Source organism: Myxococcus sp. SDU36, assembly GCF_030168875.1.
Lineage (GTDB): Bacteria > Myxococcota > Myxococcia > Myxococcales > Myxococcaceae > Myxococcus > Myxococcus vastator.
The window spans coordinates 363,845-382,673 of the sequence record NZ_CP077414.1; the positions used below are offsets into that span (position 1 = coordinate 363,845).

Here is an 18,829-nt window from a genome sequence, read left to right on the forward strand (position 1 = left end):
TTTTCCCACAAAGCGTCATCGGAGGGCAGGGTGGCCCGCCGCGTCACTGGGGTAGAGTGCCGGCCTATGGAGATGGCGGAGTTCATTGAGTCCCGCAAGCCGCGCTGGGAGCAGTTGGAGTCGCTGCTGGACAGGTCCGAATCCCACGGCCTGCGCGCGCTGAGCCTGGAGGACGCCAGGACGCTGGGCCGGCTGTACCGCGCCGTCTCCAGTGACTTGCTGTGGGTGCGCGCGCGCAGTGGCTCGGCGGACGTGAATGCCTACCTCAACGATTTGGTGGGCCGGGCGTACGCGTTGACGTACCCGGGCCGGCGCCCGCGCCTGGCGGACGTGTGGGGCTTCGTGGCGCGGGGCTTCCCCGCGCTGATGCGGCGCGAGTGGCGGATGTACGTGGCGTCGCTGCTGATGCTGCTGGCGGGAGTCGGCTTCGGCTACGCGGGGATGATGGTGGACCCCGACGCGGCGCACTACCTGGTGCCCGCCGAGCACCTGAACCTGGACCCCGTCGAACGCGCGGCCAACGAGGCCGCGGGGGACGGCATGTCGGTGGGAGACCAGGCCCAGTTCACCACCTACCTCTTCACCCACAACATCCAGGTGGCCTTCCTGGCCTTCGCGCTGGGCATCACCGTGGGCCTGGGCACGGCCATCATGCTCTTCGTCAACGGCCTGTTCCTGGGCGCGCTCGCGCAAGTCTATGCGGCCAAGGGCATGGCGGGCTGGTTCTGGGCGTGGATTCTTCCGCACGGCATCCCGGAAATCACCGCCATCTGCATCGCGGGCGCCGCGGGGCTGGTGATTGCGCGAGGCATGGTGGCCCCGCGAGGACTGCCCCGAGGACAGGCGGTGCGACAGGAGGCGGTGACGGCGGTGCGGCTGCTGTTCGGCACGCTCGTCCTGTTCGTGCTCGCGGGCTTCATCGAGGGCACGGTGTCCCAGATTCATCCGCCCAAGCTGTCGGTGGTGTTCAAGGTGTCCTTCGCGTTGACGGTGGGCGCGGGCGTGTACGCATACCTGCTGTCGGACTGGCTGCGGGGCGGCCGCGGGGCGCCCGAAGGGGGCGCTGAGTCCGCGCATGGATGAGCGCCTGTGGTTGCCTCCGCTGCCTGGCGCGCCGGAGGTCCTCATCGAGTGCCCGCGCTTCTCCTTCGTGAAGCGCCGCGCGGACGGGGCGGTGGACTTCGTGTCGCCGCTGCCGTGCCCGTATAACTACGGCAGCATCCCGGGCCTCACGTCGGATGACGGGGACCCGCTGGACGCCGTGGTGATGGGGCCCCGGCTGGCGCCAGGCCAGCGGCTGCACGTGCCGGTGGTGGGCGTCATCGGCTTCGTGGACGCGGGGCGGGGTGACCCGAAGGTGGTGTGCGCCGCCGCGCCCCTGACGGACGCCGAGCGCGCGGGCCTGGAGCGCTTCTTCCGCGTCTACGCCCTCTTCAAGCAGGTGCTGCACCGCGTGCGGGGCAACGTCCCGGACACCCGCTTCACGGGGTGGTTGCCGCTGCCCGCCCCGGTGTCTGACGTGGCCCCGGGCGCTACAGCACGCCGCGCGCCTTGATGTCCAGGTAGCGGTTGACGGCGGCCAGGCTCAGCTCATCCGGCTGCACGTCGAGCATCTGCACGCCGCCCTGGCTCACCCGCGCCTTGAGCACCTCGCGGTCGGTGATCAGCTCGGAGGCCACCGCGTGCTGGAAGGCCTCCTCCGGGCTGGGCGGCGGCGTGCGCAGCAGCTTCTGGAGCGCGGTGTCCTTCACCGACAGGCACAAGGGGACGTGCCGCCGCGCCAGTCGGTGCAGCGGGGCCACCATGGTGGCGGCCTGCTCCTCGTCCAGGAAGTCGGTGAAGACACACAGCAGGCTGCGGCGCGTGAGGCGGAGGTTCAGCTCCTTGAAGAGCGCCAGGTAGTCCACGTACGTGAGGCTGGGCGTGGTGCCGTAGAGCGTGTCGACAATCTTCCGGTACTGCGTGCGCCCGGCCGCGGGCGGCAGGTAGGCCTTCACGCCGTCCGCGAAGACGGCCAGCCCCACGCGGTCCCCGTTGCGCACGGCCACGAAGGCCAGGAAGAGGGCCGCGTTCACCGCGTGGTCCAGCTTGGTGAGGCCGTCCACCTGCGCGGCCATGGAGCGGCCCGCGTCCACGCAGATGAGGATGGACTGCGAGCGCTCCGACTCCAGCACGCGCGTCACCGGCCGCCCCCGGCGCGCGGTGGCCTTCCAGTCCACGTCCCGCACGCTGTCGCCCTGGGCGTAGTCGCGCAGGCGGGCGAACTCGCTGCCGCGCCCGTCGCGCCGCAGCTGCCGCAGGCCCAGGTTGACCAGGTCCAGCGCCGCGCCCGACAGCAGCAGCCGGTTGGCGCCGCGCAGGTCCGGGTACACGGCGATGTCCTGCGCCGCGGGGAACACGCGCTCGTGGGACACCAGCCCCAGCGGCCCGCGCACGCGGACGTGCACGTCTCCGAACTGGAAGCGGCCGCGCTTCACGGGCGTCACCCGGTACACCCAGCGCGACTCGCTCCGCGCGGGCAGGTGCAGCGGGGCCTCCTCCGGCGTGGCGGCGAAGCCGTCCGGCACGTCGTCCCGGACGCGCACCTGGACGGCGCCGCCGCTGCGGTGAATCAGCCGCACCACCACCTTGTTGGCCACGCCCACGTTGAGCCGCGCGGGCAGCACGCGGTGGACCTCCAGCCGGGCCCTCCGCGCGGTGAGCACGTCGAACACCGCCAGCGCCAGCACCAGCGCGTCCAGCGCGAGCACGGCGCCGCCGATGCCGGGGCTGAAGCCCGCCAGCATCATCGGCAGCGCGAGCAGCGCCAGCAGCACCCAGAGGCGCGGGGTGGGAATCACCGGGGGACCTCGACGCCGCGCACCACCTCGCGCAGCACGTCCGTCGGCGTGGCCCCGTCCAGCTCCGCGTCCGGCGACAGCAGCAGGCGGTGCTTCAGCACGGGCGCCGCCAGGAAGCGCACGTCGTCCGGGGTGACGAAGCCGCGCCCGCGCAGCGCCGCCAGGGCCTTGGCCGCCAGCAGCAGGTGCACGCCCGCGCGAGGCCCGGCCCCCAGGCGGATGCGGCTGGAGGCGCGCGTGGCCGCCACCAGCTTGCGGACGTACGCCAGCACCGGCGGCTCCACCGTTACTTCATTCAGCGCGCCGCGCGCGGCCAGCAGCCCGTCCTTCGTCACCGCGGCGTTGACGCCCGCGCGCTGCAGGTCCCCCGAGTCGAAGCCCCGGTGCACGGAGGCCAGAATCGCGTCCTCCTCCTCCGGCGAGGGGTAGCCCACCTCGATTTTCAGCAGGAAGCGGTCGAGCTGCGCCTCGGGCAGCGGATAGGTGCCCTCGGACTCCACGGGGTTCTGCGTGGCGAACACGGTGAAGAGCGGGGAGAGCGACAGCACGCGGCCCTCCATGGACACCGAGCGCTCCTGCATCGCCTCCAGCAGCGCGGACTGCGTCTTCGCCGGGGCGCGGTTGATTTCGTCCGCCAGCAGCAGGTCCGTGAAGATGGGGCCGCGCACCAGCGCGAAGCCCTGCGTCTTCAAATCAAACACGCTGGTGCCCAGGATGTCCGCGGGCATCAGGTCCGGGGTGAACTGGATGCGCTTGAACTCCGCGCCGATGCTGCGCGACAGGGCCTTGGCCATCAGCGTCTTGGCCACGCCGGGCACGCCTTCCAGCAGGATGTGGCCTCCGGCGATGAGGCCACAGAGCATCAGCTCCAGGGCCTCGTCCTGGCCGACCACGGCCTTGCGCACCTCAAACAACACGGCCTCGCGGATGGCGTGGGCGGCCTGCACGGCGTGACCCGCCGGGGCGGGGGAGGGGACGGACAGGGTGTCGTTCATGTCGTTTCGGGAGGGCTGGGCCGGGCGCCGCCGGCGGAATGAAGGCGTTGTCGCAGCCGCGCCGCGCGCTCGGCGAGCTGCTGGAGGTCCGTGTCGCGCGTCACCGCGCGGCTGTCGGTGGTGAGGGCCTCGAGCCCCTGGGCCAGGTCCGCGCGGCCACGCTCGCGCAGCCCGTGCGCCACCGCGTCCGCGGAAGCGTGCGCGGGAAGGCCCGCGTGCAGGGCCAGGTCCTGGGTGAGGCCCCGGAGGATGAGCTGGGCGGAGAAGCCGTGGTGCCGGCCCTCGCGGTACAGCCGGCCCATGGCGAAGAGCGCGTCGGTGGCGCCCACGCGCGAGGACTCGGGCGGGGGCCGCGGGCGGCCGAAGCGCTTGAGCGACACCGACCACAGCGCCACGCCGAGCAGCAACTGCAGCACGGCGAAGTGCAGGCCGTAGCGACGCGCGAAGTCCACCACCGAGCGCTCGTTGGTGAAGCCGTGGTGGAACTCGTCGAACTCGATGGGGCCGGGGCCCATCGACGCCAGGGTGCTGAGCCAGAACTGCGCGTTGTCCGCGCGCGCCAGCGCCTGGTTCATGGCCAGCTCCGGGGCGCCCACCACCAGCACGCGGCCCTGCCCGTACGGCACCACCGCCGCCACGAACATGCCCAGCCGCTCATCCTCCAGGACGGGGACGGCCGTCTCGGGCAGCTCCAGGTAGGCCTGGACCTTCGCCTCCACGCGCTCCACGCCCAGCGTGTACGGCGTGGGCTGGGGTGGCACCAGCGTGCGCATGGGCAGGGTGGTGTCCGCCTTGAAGAGCTTCACGCTCAATGCGCGCAGCACCGGGTTCTCCCGCGAGCCCCACGGCACGTAGATGGCGCTGCCGCCCTCGCGCACGTGCGTCAGCAGCTGCTCGGTTTCATCGTCGTCCAGCGCGGCTGCGCGGAAGGCGTTGAAGCCGGTGCGGGGGACGTGCTCGTCGGCCAGGCCCGCGTCGGGCTCGGCGGCCAGCGCCGTCTGGTCCGGGTCGTCCTCGTAGGCGCCGGACACCTCCACCGCCAGCAGCACCGGCGTCCCCAGTCCGGACACGATGCGCAGGTCCGCCATGCGGCGCGTCACCGGCAGCCCGCTCTCCTGGGCCAACAGGAACAGGGCCCGCGCGCCGTCCTCCTGCGCGCGGTACGTGGACAGCGTGTCCGCGAACGCGTTGCGCCGGGCGCCTCGGACCAGGAAGGTGGTCAGCACCGCGGTGAGCAGCAGGCCCCCCACCACCAGCAATGGGAAACGGTCACGCACCAGCCACCTCCGGGCGCGCCGGCGCGGCCAGCAGGGGCTCGGTGAGGGCGCGGAACTCGCGGTAGCCGTCCACGCCCACCGGCAGGTTGCCGTACCAGGCGAAGTCGAAGCGCCGCGTCAGCTCGCGGAAGGGGGCCTTCCATTCCGCGCGGCCCCGGAACTGGGACAGGTAGTCCCAGTTGCTCAGCGTCTCGTCATAGAGGATGGCGCCGTCGCGGTGGAGCCGGGACAGCAGCGCCAGGTAGAGGCTGCGCACCGCCTCGCGGTAGGCCCCTTGCGCGGCCAGCTCGTCCGCCAGGTGGGCCCAGCCCTCGGGAGGCCGGGACAGCGCGTGGTGGGCGTCCCCCGCCAGCGTGGACGCGTCCACCGTGGACACCTGCACGCCGTCGGCGCCCGCGCGGCGCTTGTCGCGGTTGAGCGCCCGCAGCAGCACCACGCCCAGCACCGCGAGGGTGAGCGTCACCAGCACCACCACCAGCACGTTGGCCACGCTGACGCCGCTGAGGACAGGCGGGGCCGTCTCCTGTCGCGGCTCCGCGGGGTCCCGCTCGAACCACTTCTTCAGCAGCTCCCCCAGCCAGTCGATGAAGCGCCGCCACCAGCCTGGCGGCTCGCTGGGGGCCGTGGGCTCGGGGGCGTCCTTCTCCGCCTTCGGCGCGGCCTCCGCGAACTCGGGCCGGGACAGGATGTCCTTCGCCCGCGCGGTGGCGGCGCGCGCGTCCGCCTGGGCCTGGGCGTCCACGGTGGCGCCCAGCGTGGTGAGTCCCTGCGTCAGCGTGGCGCGGGCCTTGTCGCAGTCCTCTTCGTCGAAGGCCTGCCGCTCCACGCGGCGCACGAAGCGGTCCAGCTTCACGGCCTCGCTGGGCCCCAGGGACTCCAGGGGCGCGTACAGGCCCGCGGCGTCCTCCGCCGTCGCGGCCTCACACGCCTCCGCGACCTCGCCCAGCCGCCGCAGCGCCTCGGTGGGGGCCAGGGGCTTCGCGTCCTCGGTGTCCTGGGCCTGCGCCGGCGCCGCCGTCAGCAGGCCCAGGCCCAGCACCACCGCCAGCATCGCCGCGCCACGCGTCGCGCCCGGCGGCGGCAGGGGACGCCCCAAATCCCGGGACGGGAGCTGCTGGACGCTGGCCAGCAGGTCGAGCCCTTCCTGGCGCACGCGCCCGTCCACCAGCAGCAACGTGGCCGTCGCGGCGCGCACCGGCTCGAAGAGGGCGAACGTCGTCACCGCGAGGAAGAGCAGCCACTGTCCGTTGTCCAGCGAGGCGTAGCGCTCCGCGAACGTCAGGTCCACGCCCACCAGCTTGCGGCCCAGCAGCAGCAGGAAGTTGAAGGCGATGTGCAGGTTGAAGAAGGCCAGCACCTGCACGGACATGAGGATGCGGACCCACATCGCGGTGCCGCGCGCCGGGCCCAGCAGCCGTGAGCACGTGCCGTAGAGCTTCAGCGGACTGCCGCGTCCCTGCATCACCGCCGCGTAGCCCACCCCGTGGGCCTGCAGCAGGAGGTAGCCGAAGCCTCCCGTCACCATCACCACCAGGGCGTTGAGGCCCAGCAGGTACGCCACGGCGATGAAGAGCGCGGGCATCCGGCCCAGCGCCGCCTTGAGTGACGCCCACGCGGAAGGCTCGCCCTGGGTGCCCAGCAGCAGCTCCTGCACGTAGTGGCACGTCGCGCCCTGGCCCAGGCCCCGGAGGAACCACGCCAGCGTCAGCAGCAGCGACGGCACCATGAGCGGCCAGCCCATGCGCACCGACTCCGCCAGGTACAACACGGCGGCCACCACGGCCGCGCCGCCGGGCAGGGTGAGGGCCCAGACGCCCGCGTTGCGGGTGCACAGGCGCAGCGCGGCGTCCATCAAGGCCACCGCGTTGCGCGGGCGGAGCTCGAGCGCGGAGACGGCCATGGGTCAGCTCGCCGCCACTTGGGCCATCAGGAGGATGCCGCCCCAGACGAGCGCCAGGCTCAACAGGGCCAGCACCACGTTGCCCGCCGACCATTCGCGGCGCTCACCCGGGCCCTCCAGCGCCTTGAGGCGCTGGGCCAGGCAGTGGGCGCAGCGGTTGATGCCCTCGAACTGCGTGGTGCATTCCCGGCAGATGACACGCCGGCACTCCACGCAGACGCCGAGGCCGGCGCGCTCCGGGTGGTAGTGGCAGCGGCCCGAGCCTTGAATCATGCCGCCACCTTAACGCACACCCGGGCCCGCCGTGCCACTCCCGAAGCGGGGACTACAGCTCGTCGAGGAACTCGTCGTTGTACGTGTAGCGGGACAGCCGCTTCACGAGCGCCTCCATGGCCTCCACCGGCTTCACGGAGAAGAGCATCTGCCGCAGCTTCTTCACCTTCTCGTACTCGCGCAGGGTGAAGAGCTTCTCCTCCTTGCGCGTGCCGGACTGGGCGATGTTGACGGCGGGGAAGACGCGCTTCTCCGCCAGGAGGCGGTCCAAAGTGACTTCGGAGTTACCCGTGCCCTTGAACTCCTCGAAGATGACCTCGTCCATGCGGCTGCCGGTGTCGATGAGCGCCGTGCCGATGATGGTCAGCGAGCCGGCCTCCTCCGTCGCGCGGGCGGCGCCGAAGATGCGCTTGGGGCGCTCCAGGGCGCGGCTGTCCACGCCGCCGGACATGGTGCGGCCGGAGTTGTCGACCTCCTTGTTGAAGGCGCGGGCCAGCCGCGTAATCGAATCCAGGAGGATGACCACGTCCTTGCCCGACTCCACCAGCCGGCGCGCGCGCTCCAGGGCCAGCTCCGCCACCTTGAGGTGGTCCGCGGTGGGGCGGTCGGAGCTGGAGGCCAGCACCTCCGCCTTGATGCTCCGCCGCATGTCCGTCACTTCCTCCGGGCGCTCGTCGATGAGCACCACCATGACGTGGCACTCCGGGTGGTTGGAGAGGACGGCCTGGGCGATGCGCTGGAGCATGATGGTCTTCCCCGTCTTGGGCGGGGCGACGATGAGCGCGCGCTGACCCTTGCCAATGGGCGAGATGAGGTCCAGCACCCGGGTCACCATCTCCTTGTGCCCGTTCTCCAGCTTGAGCCGCTCGGTGGGGTCCACCGACGTCAGGTCCGCGAAGTGCGGCAGCCGCGGCGCGCCCTCGAGTGGCCGGCCGTCCACCGTGTCCACCTTCTGGATGACGCCCTTGTGGCCCCGCATCTGCGCGAAGGCGGTGATGTACTGGCCCTGCCGCAGCCGCAGCTTCTGGACCAGGTTCTTGGGCAGCTCCGGGTCGTCCGGCGCCGCCAGCAGGCTGCGCTTGAGCTGACGCAGGAAGGCGTTGGGGCCCTTGGCCTCCGTGTCCAGCACGCCCTCCACCGGCGACAGGTTCGCCTGCTGCGAGGCCTGCTGGCCGCCGCCCCCGTGCTGCGCGTGGCGCGCGTGCTGCTGGCCCCCGCCGCCGTGCGCCGGCTGCGGTTGTTGCTGTTGCTGTTGTTGCTGCTGCGCCTGCCGCTGGCGGTGCTGCTCCAGCTCCTGCGGCGTCAGGAAGACCTGGACCTGCTGGCCGTCCGCTCCTGGCTGCATCCGGTAGGCCTGGCCGTCCGGGGTGAAGAGGACCTGCGCGCCACGGCGACGGCGCCGACGGCGGCGGCGGCGGCCGGTGGCCTGCCCGGGGGCACCTCCCTGTGCGCCACTCGCGCTGGAATCACCGTCGTCGGGCCCCTCGTCGTCGCCCTCGTCGCCACCGTCGTCGTCCGGCTCGGGCGGCGCCACGGCGCGGGCGGCGGGAACAGGGGGGGCATCACGTGGGTCGCGGTTATCGGGGTTTTCGCTCATGAAAGTTCCAGACTGTGTGCGCCCCGGGCGGCCGCTCCAGGAGGAGGGCGGGGACGCAAGGTGACTCAGGCCGTGGGACAGGAAGCGGACGCGGGGCCCTGGTGACAAGCAAGCCGAACCGCCGGTTCCTGGAGCACCCTGGCGGCCCAAAGCCGTCCGGGGTGCAGGAGTAACAGTAACAGAGGCCGGGGACGACGCCGCCGCTTTTTTCGCGAGGTGTCGTCCTCCCGACCCCTCCCTGCCGAATCACGGCCGCCGCCAGGACCTCAGCGGACGGTTATCTGGAAGGGCACCATCGCCTTCACGCCCGGCTGGAGCAACATCAGGTTCAGCCCAGCCGAGCGGGCCAGCGCCCGCAGGGACTCGGGCAGGGCGGGCTCTTGCGCGGGCAGCAGGGACAGCGCCGCGCGCACCCCGGGCTCACCGCCCAGCGCGGAGAGGAAGCCCCGGGCCTCGCCCATCACCACCAGGTCCAGCTCCTCGTCCGGAGGGACTCCGGCCCGCAGCCGCGCGGAGTCCACCGCCTCCAGCAGCCCGCCCAGCTTGTCCACGAGGCCGCGAGCGAGCGCGTCCTGGCCGCTCCACACCCGGCCGCGGGCGACCTCGTCCACCTTCGCCTTGTCCATCTTCCGCCGCAGCGCCACCTGGGTGATGAAGCTGTCGTAGGACGCGTCCGCCCACGCCTGGGCCGCCTCCTGCTCCTCCGGCGTCCAGGGGCGCCACACGTCCAGGATGTCCGCCAGCGGCGCGCGGGTCAGGCTCTCCTGGTGCACGCCCAACAGTCCGCCCAGCAGTCCTTCAAAGGCGGGCTTGATGTAGAAGACGCCGATGCTGCCCGTCAGGGTGGTGGGCAGGGCGAACACCTCGTGCGCGCCAATGGCGGCGTAGTAGCCGCCGGACGCGGCCATGTCCCCCATGGAGGCGATGACGGGCTTGTGTCTGGCCGCCTCCAGCACGGCTTCGTACATCAGGTGTGACGCCAGCACCTCGCCGCCGCCCGAGTCCACGCGCACGACGATGGCCGCCACGCTCGGGTCCGACTGCGCCTGCTCCAGCGCGCGCATCACCGTCTCCGCGCCCGCGAGGCGGCTGAAGCCCAGCGGGTCCTCGCGGCTGCGTCCGCCGATGATGTCGCCCAGCACCGGCACCACGGCGATGCGGCGCCGGCGGGCCCAGCGGCCATCGCGCTCGTCGCGCGGCGCGTACGTGGTGCTGAAGCGTCCGCCCGGCACCAGCTCCGCCACCTTCTTGTCCAGCTCCGTCGAGGAGATAATGCCGTCCATCAACCCCAGCTCCACCGCGCGCTTCGGGTGGGGCAGGCCCAGGGCCCACAGCGCGCGCAGCCGCTCCACGGGCACCTTGCGGCCTTCCTGCACGGCCTTCTCGTAGACGGCCACCTCCGTGTCCAGGTAGGCGTTCGTGGACTCCAGGGCCGCGTCGCTGGGCTCGGTGCGGGAGAGCTGCTCCGGGGCCGTCTTGAAGCGGCCCACCCGCGCCACGTCCCAGTGCACGCCCAGCTTCTCCATCGTCCCGCCGTACGTCTGGAGGTGCACGGCCAGGCCGTTGATGTAGAGAATCGACTCCTGCAGCGCGTAGATGCGGTCCGCCGCCGACGCGACGAAGTAGCCCAGGTCGTCCGTGGACAGCACCACCGCCATCACCCGCTTGCCGGACGCGCGCAGCCGCAGCAGCGCCTGCCGCAGCTCCTCCGCCTTGCCCCAGCTCACCCCGGGCAGGCTCTCCAGCTTCACCACCACGCCGGCCAGCCGGTCGTCCTGGGTGGCCAGGTCCAACCACCGCGTCAGCCGCAGGTACGGGTCCGCCTCGCTGACGCCCAGCCAGGAGAGGACGGGGCTGGTGCCGCCGCTCAAGGCATCATTCAAGTCCAGCAGCGTCACCACGCCGCCGCGCGGCGCGATGGAGCGGTACGTCTCCGACGACAGGCGCACCGCCACCAGGTGGTCCAACCCCGCGTTCGTCCCGCCCGCCGCGTAGGTGAGGCCCAGGTGCGAGGTGTCCACCGTGGCCGCCACCTGGAGCGCGACGGGCACCCCGGAGGTGAAGCCGTGGGACACGCCCGCGCCCAGGCGGAGGCCCGGAATCACCTCCGCGTTGAGGGTGTACGTCGCCTGGCCCTGGCGGAACGCGCCTTCGGAGAAGAGCCAGTCCACGCCCAGCGTGTAGCGCTCATCCAGCGGGCGCACGCCCAGGCCCAGGTTGTACTGCCGCTTCAGCGCCAGCGTGGCCTCGGTGGGGGCGTTGACGTCGCGCACCACCGCGCCCAGCGACAGCGCCCGCAGGGGGCGCGCCGTGAGGCCCACGTCGAAGGTGTCCAGCGCGTCGATGTCCCGGTTGGACGAACCGTAGGAGTGCCACGAGCCGCCCAACTGCAGCGTGCGCGTGCCCAGGGAGAGGCCCAGCGACGTGCGGCGGTAGTCCGGCTCCGCCCGGCCGCGAATCCACTCCATGGCGCCGCCCAGGCCCATGCCGAGCAGGCGCGTGGCCAGGAAGACGCCGTCTCCCAGGCCGTCATGCACGAGGTTTCGCTCGTGCAGGTAGAAGAGCTGGCTGCCTTCGACGAAGCCCAGGCCCGCGGGGTTGAGCGACAGGGCGGTGGCTTCATCCACCAGCGCGGCGCCCGTGGGCGGCAGCGTCAGCCCCCGGGAGGGCAGAGCGGGCTGGCTGATGACGCTCGTCTGGGCGAGCGCGAGGCTGGGGAGGAGCAGGAGGGCGAGCAGGCGCATACGCCCCGGGACTCTAGGCGTCCGCCGTCCCGGGACAAGCGCTCTGCGTCACCAGTCCTCGGTTCCGGACACACCGTCGAGCGGGTCGTCGCCGGGCTTGCTCCTCTTGTCCTGGGCCTTGCCACGGCCGCCCCGGTCCTCCGACGACCAGTCCTCCATGCCGCCGCGGCTGTCCAAGGGGTCCTTGCTCCGGGTCACCTGCTCACCAACGCTGTTCACCAGGTGGTTCACCACCCGCTCCATCTCCTGCTTCAGCTGGCCGAACTCGTCGCCCTGGACGGCCATGCGCCGCCCCGCCATCCTCTGGCCGGTGCGCGCGTCGTAGTAGCCCAGCGTCAGCTCGGTGCCCTCGCCATTGGCGCGCAGGGTGCCCACCATCACCCGGTCCAGCCCCAGCGACTGTGCCATGGCCGCCACGCCAGACGCCTTCTCTCCGGCGCGGTTCACCTCGCCCGCCACCCGGTCCAGCTTCGCGTCGTAGGCCTTGTACGAAGAGGTAGGCACCAACCTGGCGGTGACTTCGGTGTCGTCGGTGGCCACCTCCATGAGCTGCCCGTACTGCTGGAAGCCCGGGCGCTCCACGCGCAGCAGGTGCTTGCCAATGGGCAGCGCGGGCAGCGTCACCGGCGTGTAGCCCACGGCTTCGCCGTCCACGTACACGCGCGCGCCCGCGGGCCGCGAGTTCACCGTGGCGGTGCCGCGCAGCTGGGACGTGCGGCTGGTGGCCACCTGCACGCGCAGGGAGAGGAACTCGCGCGTGAAGCGCTTGGGGGACAGCTCATGGGTGGGGGACAGCGCGATGAGGTCGATGAGCGCCAGCTTCGCCTCCTCCACCTCGCCGCGCAGGTGCAGCACGGCGGCGTACAGCGCCAGCGCGTCACACAGCGGCGAGCACCCGCGCATGGCGCCCGCGGCCCCCTGCAGCTCCTTCAGGGTGGCGCGCACCTTGCGCTCCGCCTCCTCGTATTCCTTCTTGTCGAAGGCGGAGAGGCTCTCCGAGTAGCCCTTGCGCCCGCGCTCCAGCGAGGCCCGGGCCGCCGCGTCCTCCGGCATGCCGAACAGCTCCTCCGACTTGCGGACCTTCATGCCGGCGAAGTGCGTGAGGGCGTCGTTCATGTAGCCCTCCATCTGCACGCTGGAGGCCTCGGAGGCCGGGTCCATGGGCACCAGGAGGGTGCTGACGCGGCGCGCCTGGGGCGGGGCCGCGAGGGCCAGCGCGGGGAGGAGGACAAGGGCGAGGGCGGCTTTCATGGGGTGACCTCTGAAACAGGCGACGCGGGAGGCGGTCCGGGCATTCAACACGCGGCTCCGCCTCAGAATCCAACGCCACCAGAAACGGGGTTGAACGGGCGACCCTTGTCCTGGGACGTCGCCACGAAGACGGCCCCGGCCGTCACCGCCGCCGCGCCGCCGACCACCGCCCAGAACCACGGGCGCTTGATGAGGGTGGAGAACGAGTTGCCGCCGTCCGCCACCCGGGGCGCAGCGACGCCGGTGACGAAGGCGCGCACCTGGTCCGCCGCCGCGTCCGGGCCGTTCTTCTTCGCGCCCGGCACCAGGGAAATCTCCACCCCGCGCAGCCGCGCGTTGGAGCGCAAATCCCACGCCTGGAGCTCGGCTTGGAGGTAGCCCTTGTCCCCGCGGTCCACTGCCGCCAGCACCACGTAGCGGGCGTTGAGCCGCTCACCAATGGCGCGCGCCTCGGGCGGCGGCGTGTCACGCTCGAAGGCCTGCTCGGTGCTGGCATGGACCGCCGCGTCACGCACGGCGGACAGGCCCGGGGTGGGCTCCAGCGCCGCCTTCACCTCGGTGCGCTTGGCGGACGCGACGTCGGTGTACTGGGCGAAGGCCGCGTAGCCGGGAAGGGCCACCACCACCGGGTGCTGGCCCGCGGGCAGCTCCACGCCCTTGAGCGGCGTGACGCCCAGCTCCCGGCCACGTACGAGGACGCTGGCGCCCGCCGGCTTCGACTCCACCACCAGCGTGCCGGCCGGCCGCGCCGTCACCTCGGCGCGGGCCTGGTCGAAGGCCTTCAGCACGTCCTGCCCGAAGAGCGAGGTGTCGGGCGTCATCGACGGCTCCGCCACCACCGCGCGCTTGAACGCTTCCTGGCCGCCGGCGGAGTCGCCGTTGAGCATCCGCGAGGCGCCCAGGAACAGGTACGTCTTGGCCAGCCGCTCCGGGCTCAGCTCCGCCGGCTGCTTCGTATAGGCCTCCGCCGCGGCCAGGAACTTCGCCTCGGCGGCCTCGGGGTCCAGGTTGTCGTAGTCGGTGCGGCCCTGCTCGAAGAGCGTGTCCGCGCGCGCCAGCGAGGCCGGCGGGGACGGCGGGAAGGCCGCGCCCAGGTCCACCAGCGCCACGCCGCTCGCCTTCAGCCGGCTCAGCAGTTCGTCCTCCAGCTTCACCGCGGCCTCTTCCACCGCGGACGTCCGCGCCACCGCGAAGAGCGCCACCGGCCCCGTGGCCGTCACCGCCGCGCTGGCCAACGCCGGCTCACCCGCGGCGCCCGGCGCACCCGCGGGCGTGGCCACGGCCGGGGCGTCCGGAGACACCAGCGGCGTGACGGATGTCTCGTCGTTGTCGTTCGGAGCGCCGAAAATCCGGGGCTCGACGGATTCATCGCTGTCCGCGTCATCCGCCGGGGGGGCCTTGGTCGTCTTCACCGGCTGGGTGGTGGCGGGGGGCTTCTTGCTGGACTTCTTCTTCCGCGTGGACTGCCCGTAGGCGGGAGAGGTGGCCAGCAGGAGCGCGAGCAGCAGGGAGGTTCGGCGGAACGTAGTCACGGCGCGGATGCTAGCCGAGCCAGGGCTCCGTCTCAAAAGCCCTGCTGCGCGCGGGCCCCTCCGGGGTGGGAGGGACCCGCGAGGGTGATTCCGCCCTGACTAGACGTCCAGGTCCTGGACCTCGCTGGCGCGCTCCATGATGAACCGGAAGCGGGCGCTGACGTCCTTGCCCATCAAGTCGTTGATGAGCCGGTCCGTCTCCAGGGGCTTGTCGATGGTGACGCGCAGGCTCATGCGGTTCTTCGGGTCGAGCGTCGTCTGCTTCAGCTCGTCGGGCGTCATCTCGCCCAGGCCCTTGAAGCGCATGATGTTGGGCTTGGCGTTGCCCTTCGTCTTCTCCTTGATGATGCGGTCGCGGTCCGGCTCGTCCAGCGCCCAGTACGTCTCCTTGCCAATGTCCACGCGGTACAGCGGCGGCTGGGCGATGTGGATGGCGCCGCTCTCAATCAGCGGGCGCAGGTGCCGGTAGAAGAAGGTGAGCAGCAGCGTGGCGATGTGGTGCCCGTCGCTGTCGGCGTCCATCAGCAGGAAGACGCGGCCGTAGCGTAGCTTGCTGATGTCGAAGTCGGAGCCGATGCCGCAGCCCAGCGCGGACACGATGTCCTGGAGCTCCTTGTTCGTCGTCACCTTGTCGGTGGACGCCTGCTCCGCGTTGAGCACCTTGCCGCGCAGCGGGAGGATGGCCTGGGTGCGCCTGTCGCGGCCCTGCTTGGCGGAGCCGCCTGCGGAGTCACCCTCCACGATGAACAGCTCGCTCTGGCCCGGGTCCGTGGACGAGCAGTCCGCCAGCTTGCCCGGCAGGTTGAGCCGGTGGCTGACCGCCGTCTTGCGGCTCACCGCCTGGGACGCGGCCCGGCTGGCCTCGCGCGCGCGGGCGGCCAGCACGATGCGGGCCACCACCGATTCGGCGATGGACTTGTTGTCGTTGAGCCACTTCTCCAGCGCCGGACGCAGCACGCCGTCCACCTGGCCGGACACCTCGGGGTTGTTGAGCCGCCCCTTCGTCTGGCCCTGGAACTGCGGCTCCACCACGTAGGTGGACAGGATGGCGGTGATGCCCTCGCGGATGTCCTCCGCGGTGAGCGTCACGCCCTTGGGCGCGATGCCGTGCGTCTCGATGTAGTTGCGCACCGCCTTCACCACCGCGCCGCGCAGGCCCGCCTCGTGCGTGCCGCCCAGCGGGGTGGGGATGCCGTTGACGTACGAGCGGATGTGCTCGTCGGTGGCCTCCGTCCACGCCAGCGCCGCCTCCAGCCGCACCCCGTTGTCACGCGAGTGGTAGAAGGCCGCGCTGCCCGCGGGCACCAGCGGCTTGTTCCGCTCCGCCACCACCTTGGTGAGGTACTCCGCGATGCCGCCGTCGTGCTTGTACGTCACCGACGTGGGCGGGCTGGACGTCTCGTCCTTCCAGACGACCGTCATGCCCTTGTGCAGGTAGCTCTTGGCCTCCAGCCGCTCGCGCACCGTCTCCGCGTCGAACTTCAGCTTGTCGCCGAAGATCTCCGGGTCCGGTTCAAAGGTGACGGCGGTGCCCGTGCCCCGCGTGGCGCCTTCCGCCTTCAGCGTGCTGGTGGCCTTGCCCCGCGCGTACGTCTGGACGTGCTTCTTGCCATCGCGCTTGATCTCCACGATGAGCTTGCGCGCCAGCGCGTTCACCACCGAGCTGCCCACGCCGTGCAGACCGCCGGAGTGGATGTAGTTGCCCTGCTCGAACTTGCCGCCCGCGTGAAGCGTCGTGAGGATGACCTCCACGGCCGGCTTCTTGTGCTTGGGCATGATGTCCACGGGGATGCCTCGCCCGTTGTCCACCACCGTGACGCTGCGGCAGTCCTTGTGGAGCGTCACCTCCACCGTGGTGGCGAAGCCGTTGATGACCTCGTCCACCGAGTTGTCGAGGATCTCCCACAGCAGGTGGTGATACCCCGTGCTGTCGGTGCCGCCGATGTACATCGCCGGGCGCTTGCGCACCGGCTCCAGACCTTCCAGGACCTGGATGTCCGCGCCTGTATAGGTTTCCTTCTTCGTCGCCATGGCGTCCTCTGCCTAGTCCTTCTTCTCGGGCAACGGGATGAAGGTGACGGGGCGCGTCACCTCCTTCACGGCGTCGCGCTTCGACATCTCGTGGCCCTTGCCGCCGCGGCCCGTCAACCCGTACTTCGCAGGGGACAGGTGCAGCTTGCGGCCCTTCTGCGTCTCGAACTCCAGCTTCGCGTCCTTCTGCGAGGGCGCCGCGGCGAGGAAGTCCACCACCCGGTCATTGCCGTCCACCTTGATGACGGTGACGCCCTTGCCCGGGCCCGCCAGCTCGTTGACCTCCGCCACCTTGCACACCAGGGCGCTGGTCTTCTCCGTCAGCACCGCCAGCAGGTCGCGGTCCGTCACCGGCTGCACGCCGATGATTTCGTCGCCTTCACCCGTCTTCGCGTAGCGGCGGCCGGCGCGCGTGGAGACCTCCAGGTGCGGCTCCAGCAGGAAGCGCATGCCCAGGCCCTGCTTCGTCACGCCCACCAGCTTCTGCGGGCGCGGCAGCCGCGCGTCCAGCGACAGGGCGGACACCACGCGCTCGCCGTCGTCGAACTTGAAGAACTTCTGCACCGGCTCGCCGTAGCCCGTGGAGGCGGGCACGTCGTTGAAGCGGGTGACGTACGCGGTGCCGAAGTTGCTGAACAGCACCAGGTTCGCCTTCAGGCTGCCGGCCAGCACCGCCATCACCGCGTCGCCTTCACGCAGGCGGGTGGTGGACGGGTCCTTCACCTCGCGCACGCGCTTGACCCAGCCGTCGCGGGTGATGACCACGTGCGCGTCCTCGTCCGCGATGAACGCCTCGGCGCTGAACTCCATCTCCTCGGAGCCCGCGCCGCCAATGCGCGTGCGGCGCTTGTCGTTGTAGCGGGCCTTCATCTCGCCCAGCTCGTCCCGGACCGTGCCCCACACCTTGTTCTTGTCCTTGAGGATGCCCTGGATGCGCTTGATTTCGGCGCGCTTCTCCTTGAGCTCCTTCTGCACGACCAGGATCTCCAGGCGGGCCAGCTTGTAGAGCTTCATCTCCAGGATGGCGTCCACCTGGGCTTCATCCAGCTTGAAGCGGGCGATGAGCTTCCGGGCCGCGTCCTGCTTTCCTTCCGACGCGCGGATGATCTTGATCATCTCGTCGAGCGCGTCGTAGACCTTCTCGAAGCCCTCCAGGATGTGGACGCGCCGGAGCAGCTCGCCCAGCTCGTGCTCGAAGCGCTTCGTCACCACGTCGAAGCGGAAGGTGAGGAAGTACCAGAGGATGTCCTTGAGGTTGAGCCGCTCGGGCGCGCTCAGCTCGGGCTTGTCCTTGATGGGGACCAGGCAGGTGAGGTTGACGCCGAAGTTCGTCTGCAGCGGCGTCTGCTTGTACAGGTACGCCATCACCAGCTCGGGGTTGGCGTCCTTCTTCAGCTCCAGGACGATGCGCACGTCCTTGGTGGACTCGTCGCGCACGTCGGTGATGAGCGGCAGCTTCCGCTCGCGCACCAGGTCGCCGAACTTGGCCACCAGCGTGGACTTGTTCACCGTGTAGGGGATGGAGGTGATGATGATCTGCTGGCCGCCTCGCTTGAGGTCCTCCAGCTTGTACTCACCGCGGATCCGGATGCTCCCCTGGCCCGACTCGTAGATGTCGCGCAGCTCCTTCTTGTCGTTGAGGATCTGCCCGCCGGTGGGGAAGTCGGGACCCTTCACCCACTTGAGCAGGTCCTTCGTCACAAGCTGCGGGTTCTCGATGAGCGCCACCAGCGCGTCCACCAGCTCGCCCAGGTGATGGGGCGGGATGTTGGTGGCCATGCCCACGGCGATGCCCGTGGTGCCATTCATGAGCAGCTGCGGCACCCGCGCGGGGATGACCACCGGCTCCTGCAAGGTGCCGTCGTAGGTCGGCCGGTAGGCCACCGTCTTCTTGCCCAGCTCCGTCAGCAGCTCGCTGGACAGCATCGCCAGGCGGCACTCGGTGTAGCGCATGGCCGCCGCGCCGTCGCCGTCGAGCGAGCCGAAGTTTCCGTGGCCGTCCACCAGCGGGTAGCGCAGCGAGAAGTCCTGCGCCATGCGCACCAGCGCCTCGTAGATGGAGGAGTCACCGTGCGGGTGGTACTGACCCATGACGCTGCCAACCACCTTGGCGGACTTCTGGTACTTGGCTTCATGCGTCAGCCGGTGGTCGTGGTACATGCCGAACAGGATGCGGCGCTGCACCGGCTTGAGGCCGTCACGTACGTCCGGCAGGGCGCGCGAGGTGATGACCGACAGGGCGTAGTTGATGTACCGGCGGCGCGCCTCGTCCGCGAGCGAGGCCGGCACGGAACCGTCACCACTGCCGCCCGCGGAGCCACCCCCTCCGTTACCGCCCCCCCCGGCCCCCTGCTTCTTCCGCGTTTTCGTTTCGGCTTCTCCGAGCATG

Annotated in this window: 13 protein-coding genes; 2 read left to right on the top strand and 11 right to left on the bottom strand. The window is 71.2% G+C overall.

All coding sequences use genetic code 11. The features are described 5' to 3' along the window. The first annotated feature begins 66 nt into the window (after positions 1-66). Together KGD87_RS01495 and KGD87_RS01500 are read left to right on the top strand one after the other, a co-directional pair. A complete protein-coding gene (locus KGD87_RS01495) occupies positions 67-1,083 on the top strand; it encodes a stage II sporulation protein M (protein WP_284665799.1) in 1,017 nt (338 codons plus the stop codon). Beyond that, entirely contained in the window at positions 1,076-1,555 is a 480-nt protein-coding gene (locus tag KGD87_RS01500) for an inorganic diphosphatase (RefSeq protein WP_284665800.1), read from the top strand. The genes KGD87_RS01495 and KGD87_RS01500 overlap by 8 nt, the downstream gene beginning before the upstream one ends. Here the strand turns inward: KGD87_RS01500 and KGD87_RS01505 are convergent. The 11 genes from KGD87_RS01505 to KGD87_RS01555 form a co-directional block, all read right to left on the bottom strand. Further along, positions 1,533-2,840, bottom strand: a complete 1,308-nt coding sequence (locus KGD87_RS01505) for a DUF58 domain-containing protein (RefSeq protein WP_284665801.1) — start codon at positions 2,838-2,840, stop codon at positions 1,533-1,535. The genes KGD87_RS01500 and KGD87_RS01505 overlap by 23 nt on opposite strands. Continuing rightward, complete coding sequence (locus KGD87_RS01510; RefSeq protein ID WP_284665802.1) at positions 2,837-3,835, bottom strand: AAA family ATPase; 999 nt, start codon at positions 3,833-3,835, stop codon at positions 2,837-2,839. Before KGD87_RS01510 ends, KGD87_RS01505 begins: the two co-directional genes overlap by 4 nt. Beyond that, complete coding sequence (locus tag KGD87_RS01515; protein WP_284665803.1) at positions 3,832-5,112, bottom strand: DUF4350 domain-containing protein; 1,281 nt, start codon at positions 5,110-5,112, stop codon at positions 3,832-3,834. Before KGD87_RS01515 ends, KGD87_RS01510 begins: the two co-directional genes overlap by 4 nt. After that, a complete protein-coding gene (locus KGD87_RS01520) occupies positions 5,105-7,012 on the bottom strand; it encodes a DUF4129 domain-containing protein (protein ID WP_284665804.1) in 1,908 nt (635 codons plus the stop codon). The genes KGD87_RS01515 and KGD87_RS01520 overlap by 8 nt, the downstream gene beginning before the upstream one ends. Positions 7,013-7,015: 3 nt before the next feature. Then, positions 7,016-7,285, bottom strand: coding sequence for a hypothetical protein (locus KGD87_RS01525; protein ID WP_163786669.1), 270 nt, complete (start codon positions 7,283-7,285; stop codon positions 7,016-7,018). A gap of 52 nt (positions 7,286-7,337) precedes the next feature. Then, positions 7,338-8,882, bottom strand: coding sequence for a transcription termination factor Rho (rho, locus tag KGD87_RS01530; protein ID WP_284665805.1), 1,545 nt, complete (start codon positions 8,880-8,882; stop codon positions 7,338-7,340). A 266-nt stretch (positions 8,883-9,148) separates the two neighbouring features. Continuing rightward, positions 9,149-11,626 (bottom strand): signal peptide peptidase SppA, encoded by a 2,478-nt coding sequence (gene sppA, locus KGD87_RS01535; RefSeq protein WP_284665806.1) that lies wholly within the window; start codon positions 11,624-11,626, stop codon positions 9,149-9,151. A gap of 48 nt (positions 11,627-11,674) precedes the next feature. Continuing rightward, positions 11,675-12,877 (bottom strand): PEGA domain-containing protein, encoded by a 1,203-nt coding sequence (locus KGD87_RS01540; RefSeq protein WP_284665807.1) that lies wholly within the window; start codon positions 12,875-12,877, stop codon positions 11,675-11,677. Between the two features lie 62 nt (positions 12,878-12,939). Further along, positions 12,940-14,409 carry a PEGA domain-containing protein gene (locus KGD87_RS01545; protein WP_284665808.1) on the bottom strand — a complete coding sequence of 490 codons (1,470 nt, stop codon included), beginning with the start codon at positions 14,407-14,409 and terminating at the stop codon, positions 12,940-12,942. 99 nt (positions 14,410-14,508) lie between these two features. Then, on the bottom strand, positions 14,509-16,440 hold the full coding sequence (locus KGD87_RS01550; protein ID WP_284665809.1) for a DNA gyrase/topoisomerase IV subunit B: 1,932 nt from the start codon (positions 16,438-16,440) through the stop codon (positions 14,509-14,511). 12 nt (positions 16,441-16,452) lie between these two features. Then, the gene (locus KGD87_RS01555; RefSeq protein WP_284665810.1) at positions 16,453-18,828 is read right to left on the bottom strand and encodes a DNA gyrase/topoisomerase IV subunit A; all 2,376 of its coding nucleotides are present in this window, start codon (positions 18,826-18,828) and stop codon (positions 16,453-16,455) included. Between the last annotated feature and the right edge of the window lies 1 nt (position 18,829).

What these genes read in the sequence shown, in the direction of transcription:
- KGD87_RS01495 (WP_284665799.1), top strand. Translation starts at nt 67, where the DNA reads ATGGAGATGGCGGAGTTCATTGAGTCCCGCAAGCCGCGCTGGGAGCAG.
- KGD87_RS01500 (WP_284665800.1), top strand. Translation starts at nt 1,076, where the DNA reads ATGGATGAGCGCCTGTGGTTGCCTCCGCTGCCTGGCGCGCCGGAGGTC.
- KGD87_RS01510 (WP_284665802.1), bottom strand. Translation starts at nt 3,835, where the DNA reads ATGAACGACACCCTGTCCGTCCCCTCCCCCGCCCCGGCGGGTCACGCC.
- KGD87_RS01520 (WP_284665804.1), bottom strand. Translation starts at nt 7,012, where the DNA reads ATGGCCGTCTCCGCGCTCGAGCTCCGCCCGCGCAACGCGGTGGCCTTG.
- KGD87_RS01525 (WP_163786669.1), bottom strand. Translation starts at nt 7,285, where the DNA reads ATGATTCAAGGCTCGGGCCGCTGCCACTACCACCCGGAGCGCGCCGGC.
- rho (WP_284665805.1), bottom strand. Translation starts at nt 8,882, where the DNA reads ATGAGCGAAAACCCCGATAACCGCGACCCACGTGATGCCCCCCCTGTT.
- sppA (WP_284665806.1), bottom strand. Translation starts at nt 11,626, where the DNA reads ATGCGCCTGCTCGCCCTCCTGCTCCTCCCCAGCCTCGCGCTCGCCCAG.
- KGD87_RS01540 (WP_284665807.1), bottom strand. Translation starts at nt 12,877, where the DNA reads ATGAAAGCCGCCCTCGCCCTTGTCCTCCTCCCCGCGCTGGCCCTCGCG.
- KGD87_RS01550 (WP_284665809.1), bottom strand. Translation starts at nt 16,440, where the DNA reads ATGGCGACGAAGAAGGAAACCTATACAGGCGCGGACATCCAGGTCCTG.
- KGD87_RS01555 (WP_284665810.1), bottom strand. Translation starts at nt 18,828, where the DNA reads ATGCTCGGAGAAGCCGAAACGAAAACGCGGAAGAAGCAGGGGGCCGGG.